The organism is Kitasatospora sp. NPDC101176 (assembly GCF_044768035.1).
Lineage (GTDB): Bacteria > Actinomycetota > Actinomycetes > Streptomycetales > Streptomycetaceae > Kitasatospora.
This window is the reverse complement of the sequence record NZ_JBIWPA010000019.1, coordinates 16,769-34,287: the sequence shown is the minus strand read 5'-3', so window position 1 is coordinate 34,287 and position 17,519 is coordinate 16,769. Positions and strand designations below refer to the sequence as shown.

The window sequence follows — 17,519 nt, the reverse complement described above, 5'->3', positions numbered from 1 at the left end:
GCCCAGGGGCGGCCCCGCGCCCCCTGCCCCGGGCCCCGGGCCCGCTGGTCAGCGGGCGGCGTAGCGGATCGGGCCGAGCGGCCACCGGCCTGCGAGCCAGGCGGACACGGCGCGGTGCAGCGGGGCGTCCAGGTGGGCCCGGTCGGCCCGGACCCAGGAACTGACGTTCACGACCGCCGGGTCCTCGCGGTCCCGGCAGACGTAGACGCAGCCGATCACCTCGTCCCGGTCCGGCTCCAGGACGGTGTAGGCGAAGCCGGTCCGGGCGGCGAAGTCGGCCGCGTGCCGGCGCAGGTCGGCGAGGTTCCGTTCGAGGGTCATCCCGGCGACGGGCGGCCAACGGCGGCCGGCGAAGCCGGGGGTGGCCCGGATGTGCGCGATGCCGCCCGTCCAGGCGGCGTGGTCGGAGGCGTTGTGCTGCTCGCCCAGGGGCTCCAGGCGGAAATCCGGGGCGAGCAGCTCGCGCGGGACGGTGAAGTCGGCGGGCACCAGTGGGTCGGTCGTCATACCGGCCAACCTAGGGGCCGGCTTCCGGACCACCGGCCCGGGGGGATTTCAGGCCCGGTGGACGGTGCGGCCGCGGACGACCGTGCGCAGGCAGGCCGGCAGCGGGCGCCCGGGGGTGAGGTCGGGCAGGCCGGGGGTGCCGGAGCGCGGGTCGGTGGACCAGCCGGCCACCCGGGAGTCCGGGGCCTGCACGACCAGCTCGTCGGCGGCCCAGATCGCGTAGCTGGCGACGGCCCCGGGCACGAGCACGCCGTCCTGGTCGCGGCCGATCGCGCGCCAGCCGCCGCGGGTGTGCGCCGTGAAGGCGGCGCGGACGGAGATCCGGTGCTCCGGGGTGCGGTGGAAGGCCGCGGCGCGGACGGTGCCCCAGGGGTCGAGCGGGGTGACCGGCGCGTCCGAGCCGAACGCCAGCGGGACGCCGGCCCGCAGCAGGGCGGCGAACGGGTTGAGCGCGGCGGCCCGCTCGGCGCCGAGGCGCCGGACGTACATGCCCTCCGGGCCGCCCCAGGCGGCGTCGAAGGCGGGCTGGACGGAGGCGGTCAGGCCGAGCTCGGCGAAGGCCGCGATGCTTTTGTCGTCCAGCGCCTCGGCGTGCTCGACCCGGTGGCGCAGGGCCCTGACCCGGGCCGCGCCGACCCGCTCGCCGGCCGCCCGGACGCCGTCGACGACGGCGGCCACGGCCGCGTCGCCGATGGCGTGGAAGCCGGCCTGGATCCCCGCCTCGGTGCAGGCCGCCACGTGGTCGGCGACCTGCTCGGCGGTCAGGTAGGCGGTGCCGGTGTGCTCGGCGTCCGCGTACGGGGTGTGCAGGCAGGCGGTGTGCGAGCCGAGCGCGCCGTCCACGAAGAGGTCTCCGCCGGCACCCACCGCGCCGAGCCGAGCGGCCGTCTCGACGCCGCCCAACTCTCCCCAGTAGCCGAATACTTCGGGACCGTCGCCCTCGGCGGCCAGGGCCAGCAGGGCGCTCAGGTCCGCCTCCGAGGAGATCTCCGGGCCGGCGCATTCGTGCAGCGCGCCGATGCCGAGTTCGGCGGCCCTGGCGAGGGTGGCCCGCTGGGCCCGGCGCCGCTGCGCGGGGGTCAGGTGGGCCAGCGCGGTCTGCCGCACGGCGTGGTGGGCGTCCTCGGTGAGCGGGCCCTCCACCGCGTACCCGGCGCACTCGGCCAGGCCGGTGGTGAGCGCGCGCAGTGCGGTGGTGGCGAGCGCGGAGTGCACGTCGGTGCGGGAGAGGTAGAGCGCGGCGCCGCGGGCGGCCGCGTCGAGTTCGGCGAGCGTGGGCGGGCGGCCCTCGGGCCAGCCGGTCTCGTCCCAGCCGTGGCCGAGCAGCACCCCGCCGGCTTCGCCCCGCTCCTCGACGAAGGCGGTGACGGCGGCGAGGGCGGCGGCCAGCGAGGGGCTGCCGGTGAGGTCGAGGCCGGTGAGCGCCAGGCCGGTGGCGGTGGCGTGCACGTGGGCGTCGACGAAGGCGGGGGTGACCAGGGCGCCGTCCAGCTCGACGATCTCGTCGGCCGTCGCGGCGTACGCCTCGGCGGCGCCGTCGCTGCCGACCCAGGCGACGTGCTCGCCCTCGACGAGCATCGCGGTGGCGAAGGGGTCGGCGGGGCTGTAGACGGCGCCGCCGCGCAGCAGGACGGTTCGTGGGCCGCTCCGGCCCGAGGACGGGCACGGGGGGAGGGTGCGTTCGGTCATGCCGCCAAGTCTGCACCCGCGGGGTTCGCTCTCAGAGCTTCGGGGGTCGGGCCTCGTAGGGGGTGGAGAGCACGACGGTGGTGCGGGTGGAGACGCCGGCCGCGCTGCGGATGCGGGCGAGCAGGTCCTCCAGGTCGCCGGGGGCGCCGACGCGGACCTTGAGGATGTAGTTCTCGTCACCGGCGACGCTGTGGCAGGCCTCGATCTCCGGGAGGCCGGCCAGCCGTTCGGGGGTGTCGTCCGGGGCGCTCGGGTCGAAGGGCTTGACCGAGATGAACGCGGTCAGCGCGAGGTCGACGGAGTCCGGGTCGATGATCGCGGTGTACCCGCGGATCACCCCGCGCTGTTCCAGGCGGCGCACCCGCTGGTGCACCGCCGAGGTGGACAGGCCGGTGGCCTTGCCCAGGTCCGTGTAGCTCATCCGGCCGTCCTCGAGGAGCAGCTGGACGATGCGTTGGTCGAGGTCTTCCACAGTGCGCAAACCTACCCGGTCGGGGCACGGGGGGCGCACGCGGCGTCACGCAACGCCCCGGCCCGGGGCGCGCCCCCGGCTCCCGGTCAAGGGCGCACGGGGGCGATCCGGTGGGCGGCCGGGGCGACGGCGGGTGTCCGCACGGCACATGCCGGGTGAATGTGGCGTCCGATGTGGCCAAGGACACACCCGGTGCATCACGGTGCACCGGACCGCAGGGTTATGAGCCCGGATCACAGGGAAGTGCTGGTTGTGGCCCCGGGCGACCACGCCGGGCCCGATCCGAGGGGGATCCTCATGCCGACTGACCAGCGTGCCCTGGGCGCCGACGAGACCGACGATACGACCGGCCGCGACGACCTCGCGGTCGATCACGACCTCGCGCCGGGCGTCGACCCGGGCGAGGCCGACACCTGGGACATCTTCCGGGTGCACTGCCCCGAGTGCCGCCGCCCGATCGCCCTGGTGGCCGACGAGGAGCGGCTGCCGCAGCACGCGCTGCTGCCGACGGCCTGGAACCCCTTCGCGCCCGCGCTCTGCCCGGGTTCGGGCACGCCGACCGACGACCTGGCCGAGGTGGAGACCCCGGACGACGCCCAACCGACCGGCCTGGCCGCGCTGTTCGCGCTCCCCACCGAACTCGACTGGCGCACCCAGCCGTTCTCGCACGCGGTGGCGCACCGGCCGGTGCGCACCGCCGCCGTCACCCCGGTGATCCCCGAGCAGCGCCGCCGCCTCGTCCGCCGCTGACCCGCCGGGGCCCGGCCCCGGCCCGGACACGCCTCCGGCCGTCACTCCGCACCCTGGAGTGACGGCCGGAGGCCGTTCGGGAGGTCAGCCCCCGCTTCCGCCGGGCCGGCCCCGGTTCGGCGGGCCGGCCGGCGGTTCGGGAGCAGGCCCGCGGCTCGGGGAGGTCAGCCCTTGGCGAGGTCAGCCCTTGGTGAGGTGGCGGCCGATCACCAGGCGCTGGATCTGGTTGGTGCCCTCGACGATCTGCAGCACCTTCGCCTCGCGCATGTAGCGCTCGGCCGGGAAGTCCTGGGTGTAGCCGTAGCCGCCGAGGACCTGGACGGCGTCGGTGGTCACCCGCATCGCGGCGTCGGTGCAGAACAGCTTCGCCATCGCCGCCTCCTTGGAGAACGGCCGGCCCGCGTCCCGCAGTCGGGCGGCGGACAGGTAGAGCGCGCGCCCGGCCTCGATCTGGGTGGCCATGTCGGCGAGCATGAAGGACAGGCCCTGGAAGTCCGCGATCGGGCGGCCGAACTGGCGGCGGGTGCGCGCGTAGTCCACCGCGAGGTCGAGCGCGGCCTGCGCGACGCCGACCGCACAGGCGGCGATGCCGAGGCGGCCGGAGTCGAGCGCGGCCAGGGCGATCTGGAAGCCCTGGCCCTCCTCGCCGATCAGCCGCTCGCGCGGCACCCGGGCGCCGTCGAAGTGCAGCTGCGCGGTGGGCGAGGACTTCATGCCCATCTTGTGCTCCGGCGGCGCGGCCGACAGGCCCTGCACGTCGCCGGGGAGCAGCAGGCAGCTGATGCCCTTGGGGCCCTCGCCGCCGGTGCGCACCAGGGCGCTGTAGAAGTCCGCCTGACCGCCGTGCGTGATCCACGCCTTGGTGCCGTTGACCACGTAGGCGTCGCCGTCGAGGTCGGCGCGGGTGCGCAGCGCGGCGGCGTCCGAGCCGGACTGCGGCTCGGAGAGGCAGTAGGCCCCGAGCTGTTCGCCGGAGAGCATGCCGGGCAGCCACTGCGCGCGCTGCTCCTCGGTGCCGAAGCCGGCCAGCGCGTGGCAGGAGAGGGTGTGCACGCTCACGCCGAGGCCGACGGCGAGCCAGCCGGCCGCGAGCTCCTCCAGCACCTGCAGGTACACCTCGTAGGGCTGCTCGCCGCCGCCGTACTTCTCGTCGTACGGGAGGGAGAGCAGGCCGGCCTCGCCGAGGGTGCGGAAGACCTCCCGCGGGAAGCGCCCGGCGGCCTCGTCCTCGGCAGCGCGGGGCTGCAGCTCCCGCTGGACCAGGTCCCGGGTGAGGCTCAGCAGCTCGCGGGCCTCCTCGCTGGGCAGCTGGCGCTCCACGGCTTTCGCGGGGGACGGGGTCATGGCGGCGGTCGCCTCCTCGATCGGGCGCCGGGACCGTGGTGTGGCGGGTCCGGCGCGGGTGTGGCAGGTCGGCCCGACCGGCACCGGATTGCGGTGAACGGCCGTTCACAGGCGGGGCGCTGCGAAGTATGCCGGAAACCGGCGGCTCCGTCACGATCGGTCTGGTGGAACTGGCCGGAGTGGTTGGCTACGGCACCGTAGGGTTGCCGTTGTGGCTGCTTCCGGAACCCCCGCCTCCGCCGTCCCGCCCGAGTACGGCCCCGCCCTGCGCGCCCTCGCGGCGGAGCTGCGCGCACTGCCGCCGTCCTGCGGCCCGGTGCGGCTGGTCGCGGTGGACGGGCACGCGGGCTCCGGCAAGACCACCTTCGCCGGACGGCTGTCCGCGGCGCTCGACGGGGCGCCGGTGGTCCACCTCGACGACCTGGCCACCCACGCCGAGCCGTTCGGCTGGACGGAGCGGCTGCGCGAGCAGGTGCTGGAACCGCTGGCGGCGGGCCGGGGCGCCGCGTACCGGGTGTACGACTGGACGCTGCGCCGCTTCGACGGGACGGCCCCGGTGCCGGCCGCCCCGGTGGTGCTGGTGGAGGGCGTCGGGGCCGGACGGCGGGCGGTGCGGCCGTGGCTGGCCCGGGTGATCTGGATGGAGCTGGACGCCGGTGCGGCCCGCCTCCGGGGCGAGCGGCGGGACGGTCCGGAACTGGCCGATTTCTGGGCGGACTGGGCCCGGGCCGAATCGGCGCATTTCGCCGCGGACCCGAGCCGCCCGCACGCGGCGACGAGGGTCGACGGGGTGACCGGACGAATCACGCCGGGCACCGTCGGTGAACCTTCAACAAGCCCTTGACCTGCGGTATCGCCAGGACTTAGGTTCTCCTCAGCTGCCGGAACGGGATGTTCCGGCCGCCTCGGACCCGGCGCCCCCGGCTTGTTCCCCCGTGAGTCGGGGGCGCCGTCCGGTCCCCTTCCGAATCCCGCTCCCCCACCGCCGGAACGAGCCCGCACCCGCTCAACGGCCGCGCGCGCGATCGCATTTGACCCCGTGCGGCACCCTTCCGGATCAGCTCCGCCCCGGTACGATTCCTGGCAGGCGCATATGCGCCCGGGGGCATCCGACCACCGGCCCGGCAGCGCGAAGGCGACCGCCACCGAGCCCCGGGCCACACCGCGGGGGGCGTGAGTGACGACGGTGGACAGTTCCGACAGCAACGCGGGCGGCCCGGACCTGCTCGCCGACCGCGCCTGGCTGCGTGCCATGGACGCCTACACGGCCGGCGCGTACGCGCGCGCCGAGGAGGAGTTCCGTGCGGCCGTCCGGCTGGATCCGGGGATGGCCGACGCCTGGCTCGGCCTGCACGCCCTGCGCAGCGACACCTCGGCCGCACTGCTGGCCATGTACCGCAACCAGAAACGGTTCGGCGAACAGCGCCGCCGGCACCGACGCTCACTGAGCTCCTGGTACTGGCTCGGCTGGTGGGTGCAGCCCGTCCTGGAGGACGCCCGCGACCTGGCCCTGGCCCACGCCTCGCACTGGCTGGACGGCCGGCACCTGGCCGAGCTGGACCGCGCGCTGGAGCAGTGCCCGGCCCCCAGCGAGGACCCGTCCGCCCAGTTCCTCTACGCGTGCCGCTCCTACCTGCTGAAGGACTGGGAACAGCTGATCCGGGACACCGACCGGCTGTTGGACGACCCGCTGCTCGGCATCGAGGCCGGCCTGTTCGCCGGCATGGCCCGCGTCCGGCTGGACATGTGCGCCCAGGCCCAGGCCCCGCTGGCCGCCTCGCTGGCCCGCTGCCGCTCGGAGCAGCCGCAGCGCAAGGAGCTGCGGTACTGGCTGGCCCGGGCCTACGAGGGGGCCGGACGCAGTGCCGCCGCACTACCGCTCTACCGGGCGGTGCACCGGGCCGACCCGGTGTTCATGGACACCGCGGCCCGGCTGGCCGCGATCGCGGCGGAGGACGGCCTCGCGGACGGACTCACCGACGGCCTCGCGGACGGCCTGCTGACCGGCGGCCCGCCGGCCGGCGGCAGATCCGCCGGGATCGAGGAACTCGGTCCGGAGGGGGCGGAGTTCCAGGACGGCACGGGGTACGCCGGGGCCGGCGGCTTCGACGACGGCGCCACCGGGTTCACGGGCTTCGCCGACCCGGCCGACCTCGCCGGGGAGTCCGGGGAGTCCGGGGAGTCCGGGGAGTCCGGGTACCCCGACCCGGCCGGGTACCCCGAGGGGGCCACCGCGTACACCGAGGGGCCGGCCTTCACCGGCGGGACGGGCTTCGGGGACGGCCCGCCCCGGAGCGACGGCCCGCCGACGGGCGCCGCACCGCAGGCGGCCGGCGAGCGGTCCGGGGCGCCGGCCGGCTCCGCCGCCCAGGCGCCGCTCCCGGTCCACGCCGAGGCCCAGCCCCGGGCGGCCTCTCCGACGGCCGCCCAACCCGTCGACGAAGAAAACGAGTTGGACGCCGCACTGGCCGAACTCGCGCTGATGGTGGGCCTGGAGCCGGTCAAGCGCCAGGTCCGGGCGCTGTCCGCGCAGCTGCGGATGTCCCGGCTCCGGGCCGCGCAGGGCCTGCCCGTCCAGCCGCCCAAGCGCCACTTCGTCTTCTCCGGGCCCTCCGGCACCGGCAAGACCACCGTGGCCCGGATCCTCGGCCGGGTCTTCCACGCCCTCGGGCTGCTCTCCGGCGACCACCTGGTCGAGGCCCAACGGGCCGACCTGGTGGGCGAGTTCCTCGGACAGACCGCGGTCAAGGCGAACGAGCTGATCGACTCCGCCCTGGACGGCGTGCTGTTCATCGACGAGGCCTACAGCCTCTCCAACTCCGGCTACACCAAGGGCGACGCCTACGGCGACGAGGCGCTCCAGGTGCTGCTGAAGCGCGCCGAGGACAACCGCGACCGGCTGGTGGTGATCCTGGCCGGCTACCCCGAGGGCATGAACCGGCTGCTGGCCACCAACCCCGGCCTCAACTCCCGGTTCACCACCCGGGTGGACTTCCCCAGCTACCGCCCGACCGAACTGACCGCGATCGGCGCGGCCCTGGCCGGCCGGGACGGCGACGGCTGGGACGAGGACGCGGCCGAGGAGCTCGCCAGCATCTGCACCCACGTGGTCCGCGAGGGCTGGATCGACGAACTGGGCAACGGCCGGTTCATCCGCACCCTGTACGAGAAGTCCTGCGCCTACCGCGACCTGCGGCTCTCGCTGCTGCGCGAGCCGCCGGGCCGCGAGGACCTGGCGACCCTGCGGCTGCCCGACCTCGTCCAGGCCTACGGGGAGCTGATCGACGGCCGCGGCTGAGACCGGCTCCGCGCGGCCGGGCCCCGGATCCCGGGGGTGCTACCGGCCCCGGGGCCGAGAGGGGTTCCCCGCGGCCGGGCCCGGCTCCCGGAGCCGGGGCTCAGCCCTGCAGCAGCGCCGCCTCACGCTCCGGGTCCAGCCCGACCTTCGGGCGGTCGGCGCGCTGCGGGGCACCGCCGCCGAGCGACCGCAGCCAGGCCCAGGTGTCCTCGACCGTCTCGGCCACCGGGCGGCAGCGCAGCCCGGCCGCCACCGCCCGCTCCACCGACGCGCCGTGCAGGAAGTCGTACAGCTCCCCGGGCGCCAGCCAGACCGGCAGCTCCCTCCACGGCTCCACCCCGGCCGCCAGGATGCGCTCGGGGTCGGTCCAGCGCAGCCGCGCGTCCGAGCCGGTGGCCCGCACGCAGGCCTCCAGCAGCCCGCCCATCGTGGTGTGCCCGGCCGGGCTGACCACGTTGTAGGCCCCGCCGAGCCGGGCCGCCGCGGCGTCCAGGGTCCAGCTCGCCAGGTCGCGGGCGTCGACGTACTGCAGGGCGAGGTCACGCGGACCGGGGGCGAGCACCGGGCCGCCGCGGGCGATCCGGTTCAGCCACCAGGGCAGCCGGCCGATGTCCTCGTACGGGCCGAGGATCAGCCCGGCCCGGGCGAGCAGGGCGCTCCCGCCGAACTCCGCCTCCAGGGCCAGCTCGGCGCCGCGCTTGGCCTCGGCGTACGGCGTCCCCTCCCCGGCGTCCGGGGAGGCCTCGACGACCCCCGCCGACTCGTCCGCCCCGACCCCCGACGGGTAGGCGTACACGGAGCGGCTGGAGACGTAGGCGTAGTGCCCCACCCGGCCGTTCAGCAGGCGGGCGCTGTCGCGCACCGCCGACGGGGCCCAGGACCAGGTGTCCACCACCGCGTCCCACTCCCCCGCGGCCAGCGCCGCGAGCCCGCCCTCGGTGGTGCGGTCGCCCCGCACCACCCGCACGCCCTCGGGCGCGGGCTGCGTGCCGCGGTTGAGGGCCGTCACCTCCCAGCCCCTGGCCAGCGCCTCCTCGGCGACGGCCCGTCCGACGAACTTCGTTCCACCCAGCAGCAGAAGCCTCATGCCGACCACCCTGCCCCGGGGTGGCCGGCATGGGAACGGCTCCCTGCTCTGGGCAGAATCGCCGACGGCGGACACGCCGTCGGCGGAACCGGGAACCTCAGGCGGCGGAGCGGTGGTCGGGGTCGTGCATCTCGCCCACCAGCTCCTCCAGCACGTCCTCCAGCGTGACCACGCCGAGCGTGCGCCCGTCCTGGTCCAGCACGGCGGCCAGGTGGCAGGTCGCCCTGCGCATCGCGCCCAGCGCGTCGTCCAGCGGGAGGCTGCCGCGCAGCACCGTGATCGGGCGCCACAGGCGGGCCGGGACCGGCGCGGACGGGTCGTCCACGTCGAGGATGTCCTTGAGGTGCAGGTAGCCCAGGTAGCCGTGGCCGGCCGGGTCGCCGTCGGTGACCGGGAAGCGCGAGAAGCCGGTGCGCAGCGCCAGCTCCTCGACCTCGGCGGCGGTCACCTTGGTGTCCACCGTGACCAGCTGCTCGGGCTTGAGCAGCACCTCGGTGACCGGGCGGTGGCCGAGCTCCAGGGCGTCCTCCAGGCGCTCCTGGCGGCCCTCGTCGAGCAGGCCCGCGTCCCGGGAGTCGACCAGCAGGTACATCAGCTGCTCGGTGGTGAACACCGACTCGACCTCGTCCCTGGCCTCGACCCGGAACAGCTTCAGCACGCCGTTGGCCAGCGAGTTCAGCATCCGGATGACCGGGGCGAGCCAGCGCGCCAGCCGGTCCAGCGGCGGACCGAGCCAGAGCGCGGCCTTCTCCGGGCCGGCCATCGCCATGTTCTTCGGCACCATCTCGCCCATCACCATGTGGAGGAAGACCACGACGGCGAGCGAGATCCCGTAGGAGAGCGGGTGCATCAGACCGGAGGGGACGCCGATCGCGTGGAACGGACCCTCCAGCAGGCTCGCGATGGTCGGCTCGGCGAGCGCACCGAGGCCCAGCGAGCAGACGGTGATGCCGAGCTGGGCCGCGGCCAGCATCGCGGACACGTTGGACAGGGCGTGCAGCACTGTGCGGGCGCGCTTGTGGCCCGCCTCGGCGAGCGGTTCGATCTGGCTGCGGCGCACCGACACCACGGCGAACTCGGCGCCGACGAAGAAGGCGTTGCCCAGCAGCAGCAGGAGGGCGACGGCCAGTTGGAGCGCGGTCATCGGTCGTCCCCGTCGTTGTCGTCGAACACGGACGGAGCGCTGGTGCGCTCCACCCGGACCTGGCTGGTGCGGTGCCGGTCGACACCCGTCACGGTGAAGCGCCAGCCCGGCAGCACCGCCTGCTCACCCACCGCGGGCAGCTTGCCGAGCAGGTCGGCGACCAGGCCGGCCAGGGTCTCGTACGGGCCGTCGGGGGCGTTCAGGCCGATGGCCTCCAGCTGGTCGATCCGGGCGCGGCCGTCGGCCTCCCAGACCGGCAGGCCGTCCACCGGGGGCAACGGGAACAGCTCGGGGCGGTCCGCGGGGTCGTGCTCGTCCTGCACCTCGCCGACGATCTCCTCGACGATGTCCTCGACGGTGACGACACCGGCGGTGCCGCCGTACTCGTCGACCACGATGGCCATCGGCTGGAGGCGGCGCAGCTGGTCGAGCAGCCGCTCGGCGGGCAGCGTCTCGGGCACCAGCAGCGGCGCCGAGGCCAGCTCGGCCACCCGGACCAGGCCGCGCCGGGCGGCCGGGACGGCCAGCGCGTCCTTGAGCGTCACGATGCCGGTGACCTCGTCCAGGCTGTCGGCGTAGACCGGGAAGCGGGACAGGCCGGTGGCGCGGGTCAGGTTGACCACGTCGGAGGCGGTGGCGTCGCGCTGCAGGGCGGCGACGTCGACCCGCGGGGTCATCACGGACTCCGCGGTGAGCTCGCCCAGGCCGAGGGTGCGGACGAACAGGGTCGCCGACTCCTCGTCTATCGCGCCGGCCTTGGCCGAGTGGCGGGCCAGCGAGACCAGTTCGGCCGGGGTGCGGGCGTGGTCCAGCTCCTCCTGCGGCTCGACGCCGAAGGCGCGCACCGTCCGGTCGGCCGCCCCGTTGAGGAAGCTGATCAGCGGGCGGCAGACGAAGGAGAAGGCCATGTGCGGGGCGGCGACCGCGCGGGCCACCTGGAGCGGGCGGGAGATCGCCCAGTTCTTCGGGACCAGCTCGCCGATCACCATCTGCACGACGGTGGCCAGCACCATGCCGACGATCACGGCGGTGCCGCGGGCGGCCGACTCGGGCACGCCGATGCCGGTCATCACCGGGCCGAGCAGGGTCGACAGCGCCGGCTCGGCGAGCATGCCGACCACCAGCGAGGTGACGGTGATGCCGAGCTGGGCGCCGGAGAGCTCGAAGGAGAGGTGCCGCAGGGCCCGGGAGACGCGGGCGGACTTGGCGTCGCCGCTCCCGGCGGAACGTTCCACCGCACCGCGTTCGACGGTCACGAAGGCGAACTCGGCCGCCACGAAGAGGCCGTTGGCGAGGATCAGCAGGAGGGCTGCGAGCAACAGCAGCCAGGCGGTGATCACAGTGCCGCCTGCCTTCCGCTCGGGGGAAGGTCGACGGCGCGGGTACTACCGGACGGATCGTCCATCGAGGGGGGGTGTCACTCCTCAGGTCGGGTCGGAAAGGGCGGGGACTTTGCCCCGCTTTTACCAGCGTAGACCATACCCGGGCGACGGTAGGAAGGGTGTTCGGACGCACCTGCCCCGGAATCCCAGGCCGGGTGGGGCTCCGGTCGAGGGCCGGACGGGAGCCGGCCGGGAGCCGGCTGGGAGGGGAGCCGATCGGGGTGGAGGGACGGCGGGGTGGAGGGCCGGACGGACCCCCGTCCCCTCACGTCGCTCAGGCGGCGTGCTGCTCGACCAGGTCGCGCAGGGCGCGGGCGTCCGCGATGGCCTGGGCCTTTCCGACCCCGGACTGGATGCCGACCACGGCCAGCGAGGTGCCGTCGGCGAGGTCGAGGGTGGCCCACGGGTCGCCCTGGCGGAAGTTGACCCGGACGATCTCCGCCCAGGCGAGCCGGCGACTGCGGACGAAGTTGACCACCGTCACGCCCTGCGCGTCGGCGCGGACCCGCGGGCGGGCCAGCATCAGGCCGACGGCCGCGAACAGCACGCCGCTGGACACCATCATGATCCGGTCGTTGAGCTGCCAGTTCGCGGGCAGCAGCACGGCCATCGCGGCGAACAGCACCACCAGCAGGACGCAGACCGGCAGCAGCACGGCGCGGGTGCGGCGCGGCGCCCAGGTGACGGGGAACTCGACGGGCGGCGTGGACACGGGGGATCTCCGGTGGGTGCTTCGGGCGGTTCGACTGCGGCGGGCCGTCCGGCCGTTCCGGGGTGCTCGCAGCGATGGGGCGGGGGCGCCGCTCGGCGCCCCCGCCCCATTCAACCGTGTCTTACCCCGGTGACGACCGGCAGGTCAGAGGCGGCAGGCGTGGATGTTGGTGACCAGGATGGCGCGGGCGCCGATGCCCCAGAGGTCGTCCATGATCTGCTGCGCCTCCTTGCGGAGCACCATCGACCGCACCGCGACCCAGCCCTCGGTGTGCAGCGGGGAGACGGTCGGCGACTCCAGGCCCGGGGTGAGCGCCACGGCGGCGCCGACCTTCTCGGCACGGATGTCGTAGTCCATCAGCACGTAGCGGCGGGCCACCAGCACGCCCTGGAGGCGGCGCAGGAACTGCTCCACGGCCGGGTCGTCGCCCGCGCCCTTGGGCCGGATCACCACGGCGTCCGAGATCAGGATCGGCTCGCCGAAGACCTCCAGGCCGGCGTTGCGCAGGCTGGTGCCGGTCTCCACGACGTCGGCGATCACGTCGGCGACGCCGAGCTGCACCGCGGTCTCCACCGCGCCGTCCAGCTTGGTGACGGTCGCCTTCACGCCGTGGTCGGCCAGGTGCTGCTCGACCAGGCCGGTGTAGGAGGTGGCGATCCGCAGGCCCTCCAGGCCCTTCACGTCCTCGACGTCGACGCCCTCGGGGCGGGCGAAGCGGAAGGTCGACCCGGCGAAGCCGAGGGCGAGCACCTCCTCGGCGTTGGAGTGCGAGTCGAGCAGCAGGTCGCGGCCGGTGATGCCGACGTCCAGCCGGCCGGAGCCGACGTAGACGGCGATGTCGCGCGGGCGCAGGAAGAAGAACTCCACCTCGTTGTTCGGGTCGACGAGGACGAGCTCCTTGGGGTCCTTCCGCTGGCGGTAGCCAGCCTCATGGAGCATCTCCGCCGCGGGACCCGAGAGAGAACCCTTGTTGGGGACGGCGATGCGCAGCATGGGAGGTTGGTTCCTTACCTGTTGGGAGGGGTGTGCGGTTCCGGGCCGGTCTCAGAGGTACTTGTAGACGTCGTCGAGCGTCAGCCCACGGGCGATCATCATCACCTGAAGGTGGTAGAGCAGCTGGGAGACCTCCTCGGCCGTCTGCTCGTCCGACTGGAACTCGGCGGCCATCCAGACCTCGGCGGCCTCCTCGACGACCTTCTTGCCGATCGCATGGACGCCCTGGTGGACGAGCTGCGCGGTGCGGGAGGACGAGGGGTCGCCGGTGGCGGCCTTCTGCTGGAGCTCGGCGAAGAGCTCCTCGAATGTCTTCGAAGCCATGATGGACTCACCATACGGCGTGCGGGCTGACGGGCGGTAAACGGTCCCGGACCGTGGACAGTCCGGTGGACGTCCACGGTCCGGGGGGTCGGCGCGCGGGTCGTGCGGGGGCGCCGGTGGTGGCGCGGTCGCTCCGGCGCGGCCGCCGGAGCGCGGCGGTCAGAGCGCGGCGCGCAGCACCGCGGCGGTGGCGACGGCCGCGGTGACGGCCTCGTGCCCCTTGTCCTCGGCGGAGCCCGGCAGGCCCGCGCGGTCGAGCGCCTGCTCCTCGTTGTCGCAGGTCAGCACGCCGAACCCGACCGGGACACCGGTGTCGACGCTGACCTGGGTGAGGCCGGCGGTGGCCGCCTGGCAGACGTAGTCGAAGTGCGGGGTGCCGCCGCGGATCACGACGCCGAGCGCGATCACGGCGTCGTAGCCGCGGTCGGCGAGGCGCTTGGCGGCGACCGGCAGTTCGAAGGTGCCGGGGACGCGCAGGACGGTCGGCTCGGCGATGCCCAGCTCCTTGAGCGCCCGGTGGGCGCCGTCCAGCAGGCCGTTCATCACCTGGTCGTGCCACTGCGCGGCGATGACCGCGACCTTGAGGTCGGCGACGCCGTCGATGGTCAGCTCGGGGGCTCCGTGGCCGCTCATGGGGGTACTTCCTGTCCGTCGTGGTTCGTGGTGTCGTGGTGTCGCTGTGGGGCGGGGGGAGTTCAGGAGCCGAGGCCGGGCAGGTCGTGGCCCATCCGGTCGCGCTTGGTGCGCAGGTAGCGCAGGTTGTGCTCACCCGGCGCGATCTCGACCGCCTCGCGCCCCTTGACCTTCAGGCCGTGCTCGGTGAGCGCAGTCAGCTTGTCCGGGTTGTTGGTGAGCAGGGTGAGCGAGCGGACCCCGAGGTCCACCAGCATCTGCGCCGCGATGCTGTAGTCCCGGGCGTCGGCCGGCAGTCCGAGGTCGAGGTTGGCGTCGACGGTGTCGCGCCCCTGCTCCTGGAGCTCGTAGGCGCGCAGCTTGTGCGCCAGGCCGATGCCGCGGCCCTCGTGGCCGCGCAGATAGAGCACCACGCCGCGGCCGGCCTCGGCGACCCGCTCCAGGGAGGCCTCCAGCTGGGGGCCGCAGTCGCAGCGCAGCGAGCCGAAGACGTCACCCGTCAGGCACTCGGAGTGGACCCGGACCAGGACGTCCTCGTCCTCGGGCAGCCGGCCGTCGGCGCCCAGGCCGCCGGCCACCAGCGCGATGTGCTCGACGCCGTCGATGGTGCCCCGGTACCCGACCGCGGTGAACTCGCCGTGGACGGTGGGCAGGGCGGTGGTGGCGGCCCGGTCGACGTGCAGCTCGGTGCGGCGCCGGTAGGCGATCAGGTCCTCGATGGAGATGATCGCGAGGCCGTGCTCGCGGGCGAAGGCCACCAGTTCGGGCAGCCGGGCCATCGTGCCGTCGTCGTTGACCACCTCGGCGATCGCGCCGGCCGGCGCCAGCCCGGCGATCCGGGCCAGGTCGACGGCGGCCTCGGTGTGGCCCGGCCGCACCAGCACGCCGCCCTCGACCGCGCGCAGCGGGAAGACGTGCCCGGGGCGGGTCAGGTCGCCCGGCTCGGTACCGGAGGAGGCCAGCAGCCGGACGGTGCGGGCGCGGTCGGCCGCGGAGATGCCGGTGTCCACCCCGTCCCGGGCGTCCACCGAGACGGCGTACGCGGTGCCCTTGCGGTCCTCGTTGACCTGCGTCATCGGCGGGAGCTTGAGGCGGTCCAGCTCCTCCCCCGTCATCGGGGTGCAGATCACGCCGGAGCTGTAGCGGATGGTGAAGGCCATCAGCTCGGGGGTGGCCGCGGAGGCGGCGAAGACGATGTCGCCCTCGTTCTCGCGGTCCTCGTCGTCGACCACGATCACGGCGCGGCCGAGCGCGATGTCGGCGATCGCCCGCTCGACCGGGTCGAGGACGAGTTCGAGGCCGTCGGTCTGGTTCTCGGTCATGCCGTGACTCCCTGCGGGACGGTGGCGGACTGGACGCGCGGCTCACGGGTGCTCAGCCACCAGGAGCGCAGGCCGAGCAGCACCAGGACGAAGTAGATCGAGTAGGTGAGTCCGGAGAAGGAGTAGCCGCTGTTGAAGGCGAGCGGGACGCCGACCACGTCGACGGCGATCCAGGCGAACCAGAACTCCAGCCAGCCGCGGGCCTGGGCCACCATCGCGGCCAGCGTGCCGACGAAGATGTAGGCGTCCGACCACGGGCTCCAGGACAGGCTGGGGTAGGACTGGAACAGCAGGGCCAGACCGACGGTGCCGGCCGCCGTGCCGGCCACCAGGGCGGCCCGCTCGGGCCAGGTGGCGAACCGGACGGCGATCGTGCCGGTGTCCCGGCGCCCCCGCCGCCACTGGGTCCAGCCCCAGGCGGCGGTGACGACCACGATCAGCTGCTTGCCGATCAGACCGGGGACGTGGCCCCCGAGGTAGGCGGTGATCAGCACGGCGCCGGACAGGAGCTGGACCGGCCAGCTCCACACCGAACGGCGCCAGCCGAGCGCGAGCGCGGACAGCCCGAGCAGGTTGCCGAACATGTCGGCCCACTTCACGTGCTCGCCGAGGACGGTGAACGCTTCTCCGCTGAGCCAGCTCACTCGGACTCCCCGGCGATGGTCGGAGGGAGGGTGCGGGAGTCGAGCAACCGCTCCACGTACTTGGCGAGGACGTCCACCTCGAGGTTGACGCTCTCGCCGACGGCCTTGGCGCCCAGCGTGGTCAGCGCGAGGGTGGCGGGGATCAGGCTGACGGTGAAGCTGTCCCGGGCCGCCTCGACCACGGTGAGGCTGACGCCGTCGACCGTGATCGAGCCCTTCTCGACCAGGTAGCGGGAGATGCTGTCGGGGAGCGAGAAGCGCAGCACCTCCCAGCGCAGCTCGCCCGCGGCGTCGCGCTCACCGGGCTCGCGGGACAGCAGCCGCCCGGTCGCGTCGACGTGACCCTGGACGAGGTGTCCGCCGAGCCGGGCGCCGAGCGCCATGGCGCGCTCCAGGTTCACCCGGGACCCGGGCTTCAGCTCGCCGAGGCTGGAGCGGTGCAGCGTCTCGGCCATCACGTCGGCGCTGAACTCGCCGCCGGCGGCCGCCAGTTCCTCGGGGCTGTCGACGACGGTCAGGCAGACGCCGTTGACCGCGATGGAGTCGCCGTGGTGCGCGTCCGAACAGACCACCGGGCCGCGCAGGCGGATCCGCGAGGAGTCGCCGATCTCCTCGATCGACACGACCTCGCCGAGCTCTTCGATGATGCCGGTGAACACCCGGGTTCTCCTCGCGCTTGGGGCGCGGACTCCGGGGCGGCAGAGGGAGATGACACGGACGGGCAGCGGCGCACGGGCCGACGGCACGACCCGTCGCCGGGGGTGCCGGGACCGCCGGGAGATCGCTCGCCCGGCACGGGAGACACCGCTCCCGCCGTCCACCTGACCGTGGTCCACCGGGGGACCACGGGTACCGCTCTACGTCCGCCCGCGCACGCCTCCCATCCGGACTTTAACCGTCGGTCCAGGAATTTCACCTGGTCAACCGGCCGCTGGCTGCGGACGGGTCGCGGACTGTAACCGCCGGTTCGGATTTTCACCGACCCCGGAGTGCGCTGAACGTCACTGCTTGATGCCGTCATTGTGCCACGCCGTGCGCAAGGCCAGGGAGAGCCGTCCGCTGTGGTCTGTTTCACGCGGGTGCGGGGAATGTGCGCCGGGGTGCTACGCGGTGGCGGCGGCGGTGGGGCGGCGCGGGGTGGGGTGCCGGGCGGCGGCGGGCGGCGGCGGGCCGGCGGGGCTGCCGGCGGCCGGCTGCTTCGGGCGGGGCGACGGGCTG

Annotated in this window: 17 protein-coding genes and 1 riboswitch; of the genes, 3 read left to right on the top strand and 14 right to left on the bottom strand. The window is 74.5% G+C overall.

Annotated elements, in window-relative coordinates:
• Positions 1–48 precede the first annotated feature (48 nt).
• Genes ACIRS1_RS24190 through ACIRS1_RS24180 form a run of 3 tightly spaced genes read right to left on the bottom strand, consistent with a single transcriptional unit; the run spans position 49 to position 2,668 of the window.
• The gene (locus tag ACIRS1_RS24190; protein WP_402843189.1) at positions 49–507 is read right to left on the bottom strand and encodes an N-acetyltransferase; all 459 of its coding nucleotides are present in this window, start codon (positions 505–507) and stop codon (positions 49–51) included.
• 48 nt (positions 508–555) lie between these two features.
• Positions 556–2,196, bottom strand: a complete 1,641-nt coding sequence (locus ACIRS1_RS24185; protein WP_402843186.1) for an amidohydrolase — start codon at positions 2,194–2,196, stop codon at positions 556–558.
• A gap of 31 nt (positions 2,197–2,227) precedes the next feature.
• A complete protein-coding gene (locus tag ACIRS1_RS24180) occupies positions 2,228–2,668 on the bottom strand; it encodes an Lrp/AsnC family transcriptional regulator (protein ID WP_030243361.1) in 441 nt (146 codons plus the stop codon).
• Between the two features lie 297 nt (positions 2,669–2,965).
• Between ACIRS1_RS24180 and ACIRS1_RS24175 the strand changes: the two genes are divergently transcribed.
• Positions 2,966–3,418 (top strand): hypothetical protein, encoded by a 453-nt coding sequence (locus ACIRS1_RS24175; protein WP_360208054.1) that lies wholly within the window; start codon positions 2,966–2,968, stop codon positions 3,416–3,418.
• Between the two features lie 180 nt (positions 3,419–3,598).
• Here the strand turns inward: ACIRS1_RS24175 and ACIRS1_RS24170 are convergent, their stop codons facing one another.
• Positions 3,599–4,762, bottom strand: coding sequence for an acyl-CoA dehydrogenase family protein (locus ACIRS1_RS24170; RefSeq protein ID WP_402843182.1), 1,164 nt, complete (start codon positions 4,760–4,762; stop codon positions 3,599–3,601).
• 211 nt (positions 4,763–4,973) lie between these two features.
• On the opposite strand from ACIRS1_RS24170, the gene ACIRS1_RS24165 reads away from it, so the two are divergent.
• Both ACIRS1_RS24165 and ACIRS1_RS24160 read left to right on the top strand, forming a co-directional pair.
• Positions 4,974–5,606, top strand: a complete 633-nt coding sequence (locus ACIRS1_RS24165) for a uridine kinase (protein WP_402843179.1) — start codon at positions 4,974–4,976, stop codon at positions 5,604–5,606.
• Positions 5,607–6,014: 408 nt separating this feature from the next.
• On the top strand, positions 6,015–8,060 hold the full coding sequence (locus tag ACIRS1_RS24160; protein WP_402843435.1) for an AAA family ATPase: 2,046 nt from the start codon (positions 6,015–6,017) through the stop codon (positions 8,058–8,060).
• A gap of 100 nt (positions 8,061–8,160) precedes the next feature.
• Here ACIRS1_RS24160 and ACIRS1_RS24155 read toward each other — a convergent pair whose 3' ends face one another.
• The 10 genes from ACIRS1_RS24155 to ACIRS1_RS24110 all read right to left on the bottom strand — a co-directional run bounded on the left by ACIRS1_RS24155 (position 8,161) and on the right by ACIRS1_RS24110 (position 16,960).
• On the bottom strand, positions 8,161–9,147 hold the full coding sequence (locus ACIRS1_RS24155; RefSeq protein ID WP_402843176.1) for an NAD-dependent epimerase/dehydratase family protein: 987 nt from the start codon (positions 9,145–9,147) through the stop codon (positions 8,161–8,163).
• A gap of 97 nt (positions 9,148–9,244) precedes the next feature.
• Positions 9,245–10,291 (bottom strand): hemolysin family protein, encoded by a 1,047-nt coding sequence (locus ACIRS1_RS24150; RefSeq protein WP_402843173.1) that lies wholly within the window; start codon positions 10,289–10,291, stop codon positions 9,245–9,247.
• Entirely contained in the window at positions 10,288–11,631 is a 1,344-nt protein-coding gene (locus tag ACIRS1_RS24145) for a hemolysin family protein (RefSeq protein ID WP_402843170.1), read from the bottom strand. The genes ACIRS1_RS24150 and ACIRS1_RS24145 overlap by 4 nt, the downstream gene beginning before the upstream one ends.
• A gap of 316 nt (positions 11,632–11,947) precedes the next feature.
• Complete coding sequence (locus ACIRS1_RS24140; protein WP_387899819.1) at positions 11,948–12,385, bottom strand: PH domain-containing protein; 438 nt, start codon at positions 12,383–12,385, stop codon at positions 11,948–11,950.
• A gap of 144 nt (positions 12,386–12,529) precedes the next feature.
• Positions 12,530–13,378 carry an ATP phosphoribosyltransferase gene (gene hisG / locus ACIRS1_RS24135; RefSeq protein ID WP_360208070.1) on the bottom strand — a complete coding sequence of 283 codons (849 nt, stop codon included), beginning with the start codon at positions 13,376–13,378 and terminating at the stop codon, positions 12,530–12,532.
• A gap of 51 nt (positions 13,379–13,429) precedes the next feature.
• Complete coding sequence (locus tag ACIRS1_RS24130) at positions 13,430–13,702, bottom strand: phosphoribosyl-ATP diphosphatase (protein WP_402843165.1); 273 nt, start codon at positions 13,700–13,702, stop codon at positions 13,430–13,432.
• Positions 13,703–13,861: 159 nt separating this feature from the next.
• Positions 13,862–14,335 (bottom strand): 6,7-dimethyl-8-ribityllumazine synthase, encoded by a 474-nt coding sequence (gene ribH, locus ACIRS1_RS24125; RefSeq protein WP_360208072.1) that lies wholly within the window; start codon positions 14,333–14,335, stop codon positions 13,862–13,864.
• Positions 14,336–14,397: 62 nt separating this feature from the next.
• A complete protein-coding gene (locus tag ACIRS1_RS24120; protein ID WP_402843161.1) occupies positions 14,398–15,657 on the bottom strand; it encodes a bifunctional 3,4-dihydroxy-2-butanone-4-phosphate synthase/GTP cyclohydrolase II in 1,260 nt (419 codons plus the stop codon).
• Positions 15,654–16,241: a nicotinamide mononucleotide transporter family protein gene (locus ACIRS1_RS24115; RefSeq protein WP_360208150.1), complete on the bottom strand. Its 588-nt coding sequence runs from the start codon at positions 16,239–16,241 to the stop codon at positions 15,654–15,656. Before ACIRS1_RS24115 ends, ACIRS1_RS24120 begins: the two co-directional genes overlap by 4 nt.
• Positions 16,242–16,297: 56 nt before the next feature.
• Positions 16,298–16,960 carry a riboflavin synthase gene (locus tag ACIRS1_RS24110; protein ID WP_360208077.1) on the bottom strand — a complete coding sequence of 221 codons (663 nt, stop codon included), beginning with the start codon at positions 16,958–16,960 and terminating at the stop codon, positions 16,298–16,300.
• 209 nt (positions 16,961–17,169) lie between these two features.
• Positions 17,170–17,297: riboswitch (FMN riboswitch) on the bottom strand.
• Positions 17,298–17,519 lie beyond the last annotated feature (222 nt).

What these genes read in the sequence shown, in the direction of transcription:
- ACIRS1_RS24170 (WP_402843182.1), bottom strand. Translation starts at nt 4,762, where the DNA reads ATGACCCCGTCCCCCGCGAAAGCCGTGGAGCGCCAGCTGCCCAGCGAG.
- ACIRS1_RS24160 (WP_402843435.1), top strand. Translation starts at nt 6,015, where the DNA reads ATGGACGCCTACACGGCCGGCGCGTACGCGCGCGCCGAGGAGGAGTTC.
- ACIRS1_RS24190 (WP_402843189.1), bottom strand. Translation starts at nt 507, where the DNA reads ATGACGACCGACCCACTGGTGCCCGCCGACTTCACCGTCCCGCGCGAG.
- ACIRS1_RS24150 (WP_402843173.1), bottom strand. Translation starts at nt 10,291, where the DNA reads ATGACCGCGCTCCAACTGGCCGTCGCCCTCCTGCTGCTGCTGGGCAAC.
- ACIRS1_RS24115 (WP_360208150.1), bottom strand. Translation starts at nt 16,241, where the DNA reads ATGTTCGGCAACCTGCTCGGGCTGTCCGCGCTCGCGCTCGGCTGGCGC.
- ACIRS1_RS24175 (WP_360208054.1), top strand. Translation starts at nt 2,966, where the DNA reads ATGCCGACTGACCAGCGTGCCCTGGGCGCCGACGAGACCGACGATACG.
- ACIRS1_RS24130 (WP_402843165.1), bottom strand. Translation starts at nt 13,702, where the DNA reads ATGGCTTCGAAGACATTCGAGGAGCTCTTCGCCGAGCTCCAGCAGAAG.
- ACIRS1_RS24155 (WP_402843176.1), bottom strand. Translation starts at nt 9,147, where the DNA reads ATGAGGCTTCTGCTGCTGGGTGGAACGAAGTTCGTCGGACGGGCCGTC.
- ribH (WP_360208072.1), bottom strand. Translation starts at nt 14,335, where the DNA reads ATGAGCGGCCACGGAGCCCCCGAGCTGACCATCGACGGCGTCGCCGAC.
- ACIRS1_RS24185 (WP_402843186.1), bottom strand. Translation starts at nt 2,196, where the DNA reads ATGACCGAACGCACCCTCCCCCCGTGCCCGTCCTCGGGCCGGAGCGGC.
- ACIRS1_RS24120 (WP_402843161.1), bottom strand. Translation starts at nt 15,657, where the DNA reads ATGACCGAGAACCAGACCGACGGCCTCGAACTCGTCCTCGACCCGGTC.
- hisG (WP_360208070.1), bottom strand. Translation starts at nt 13,378, where the DNA reads ATGCTGCGCATCGCCGTCCCCAACAAGGGTTCTCTCTCGGGTCCCGCG.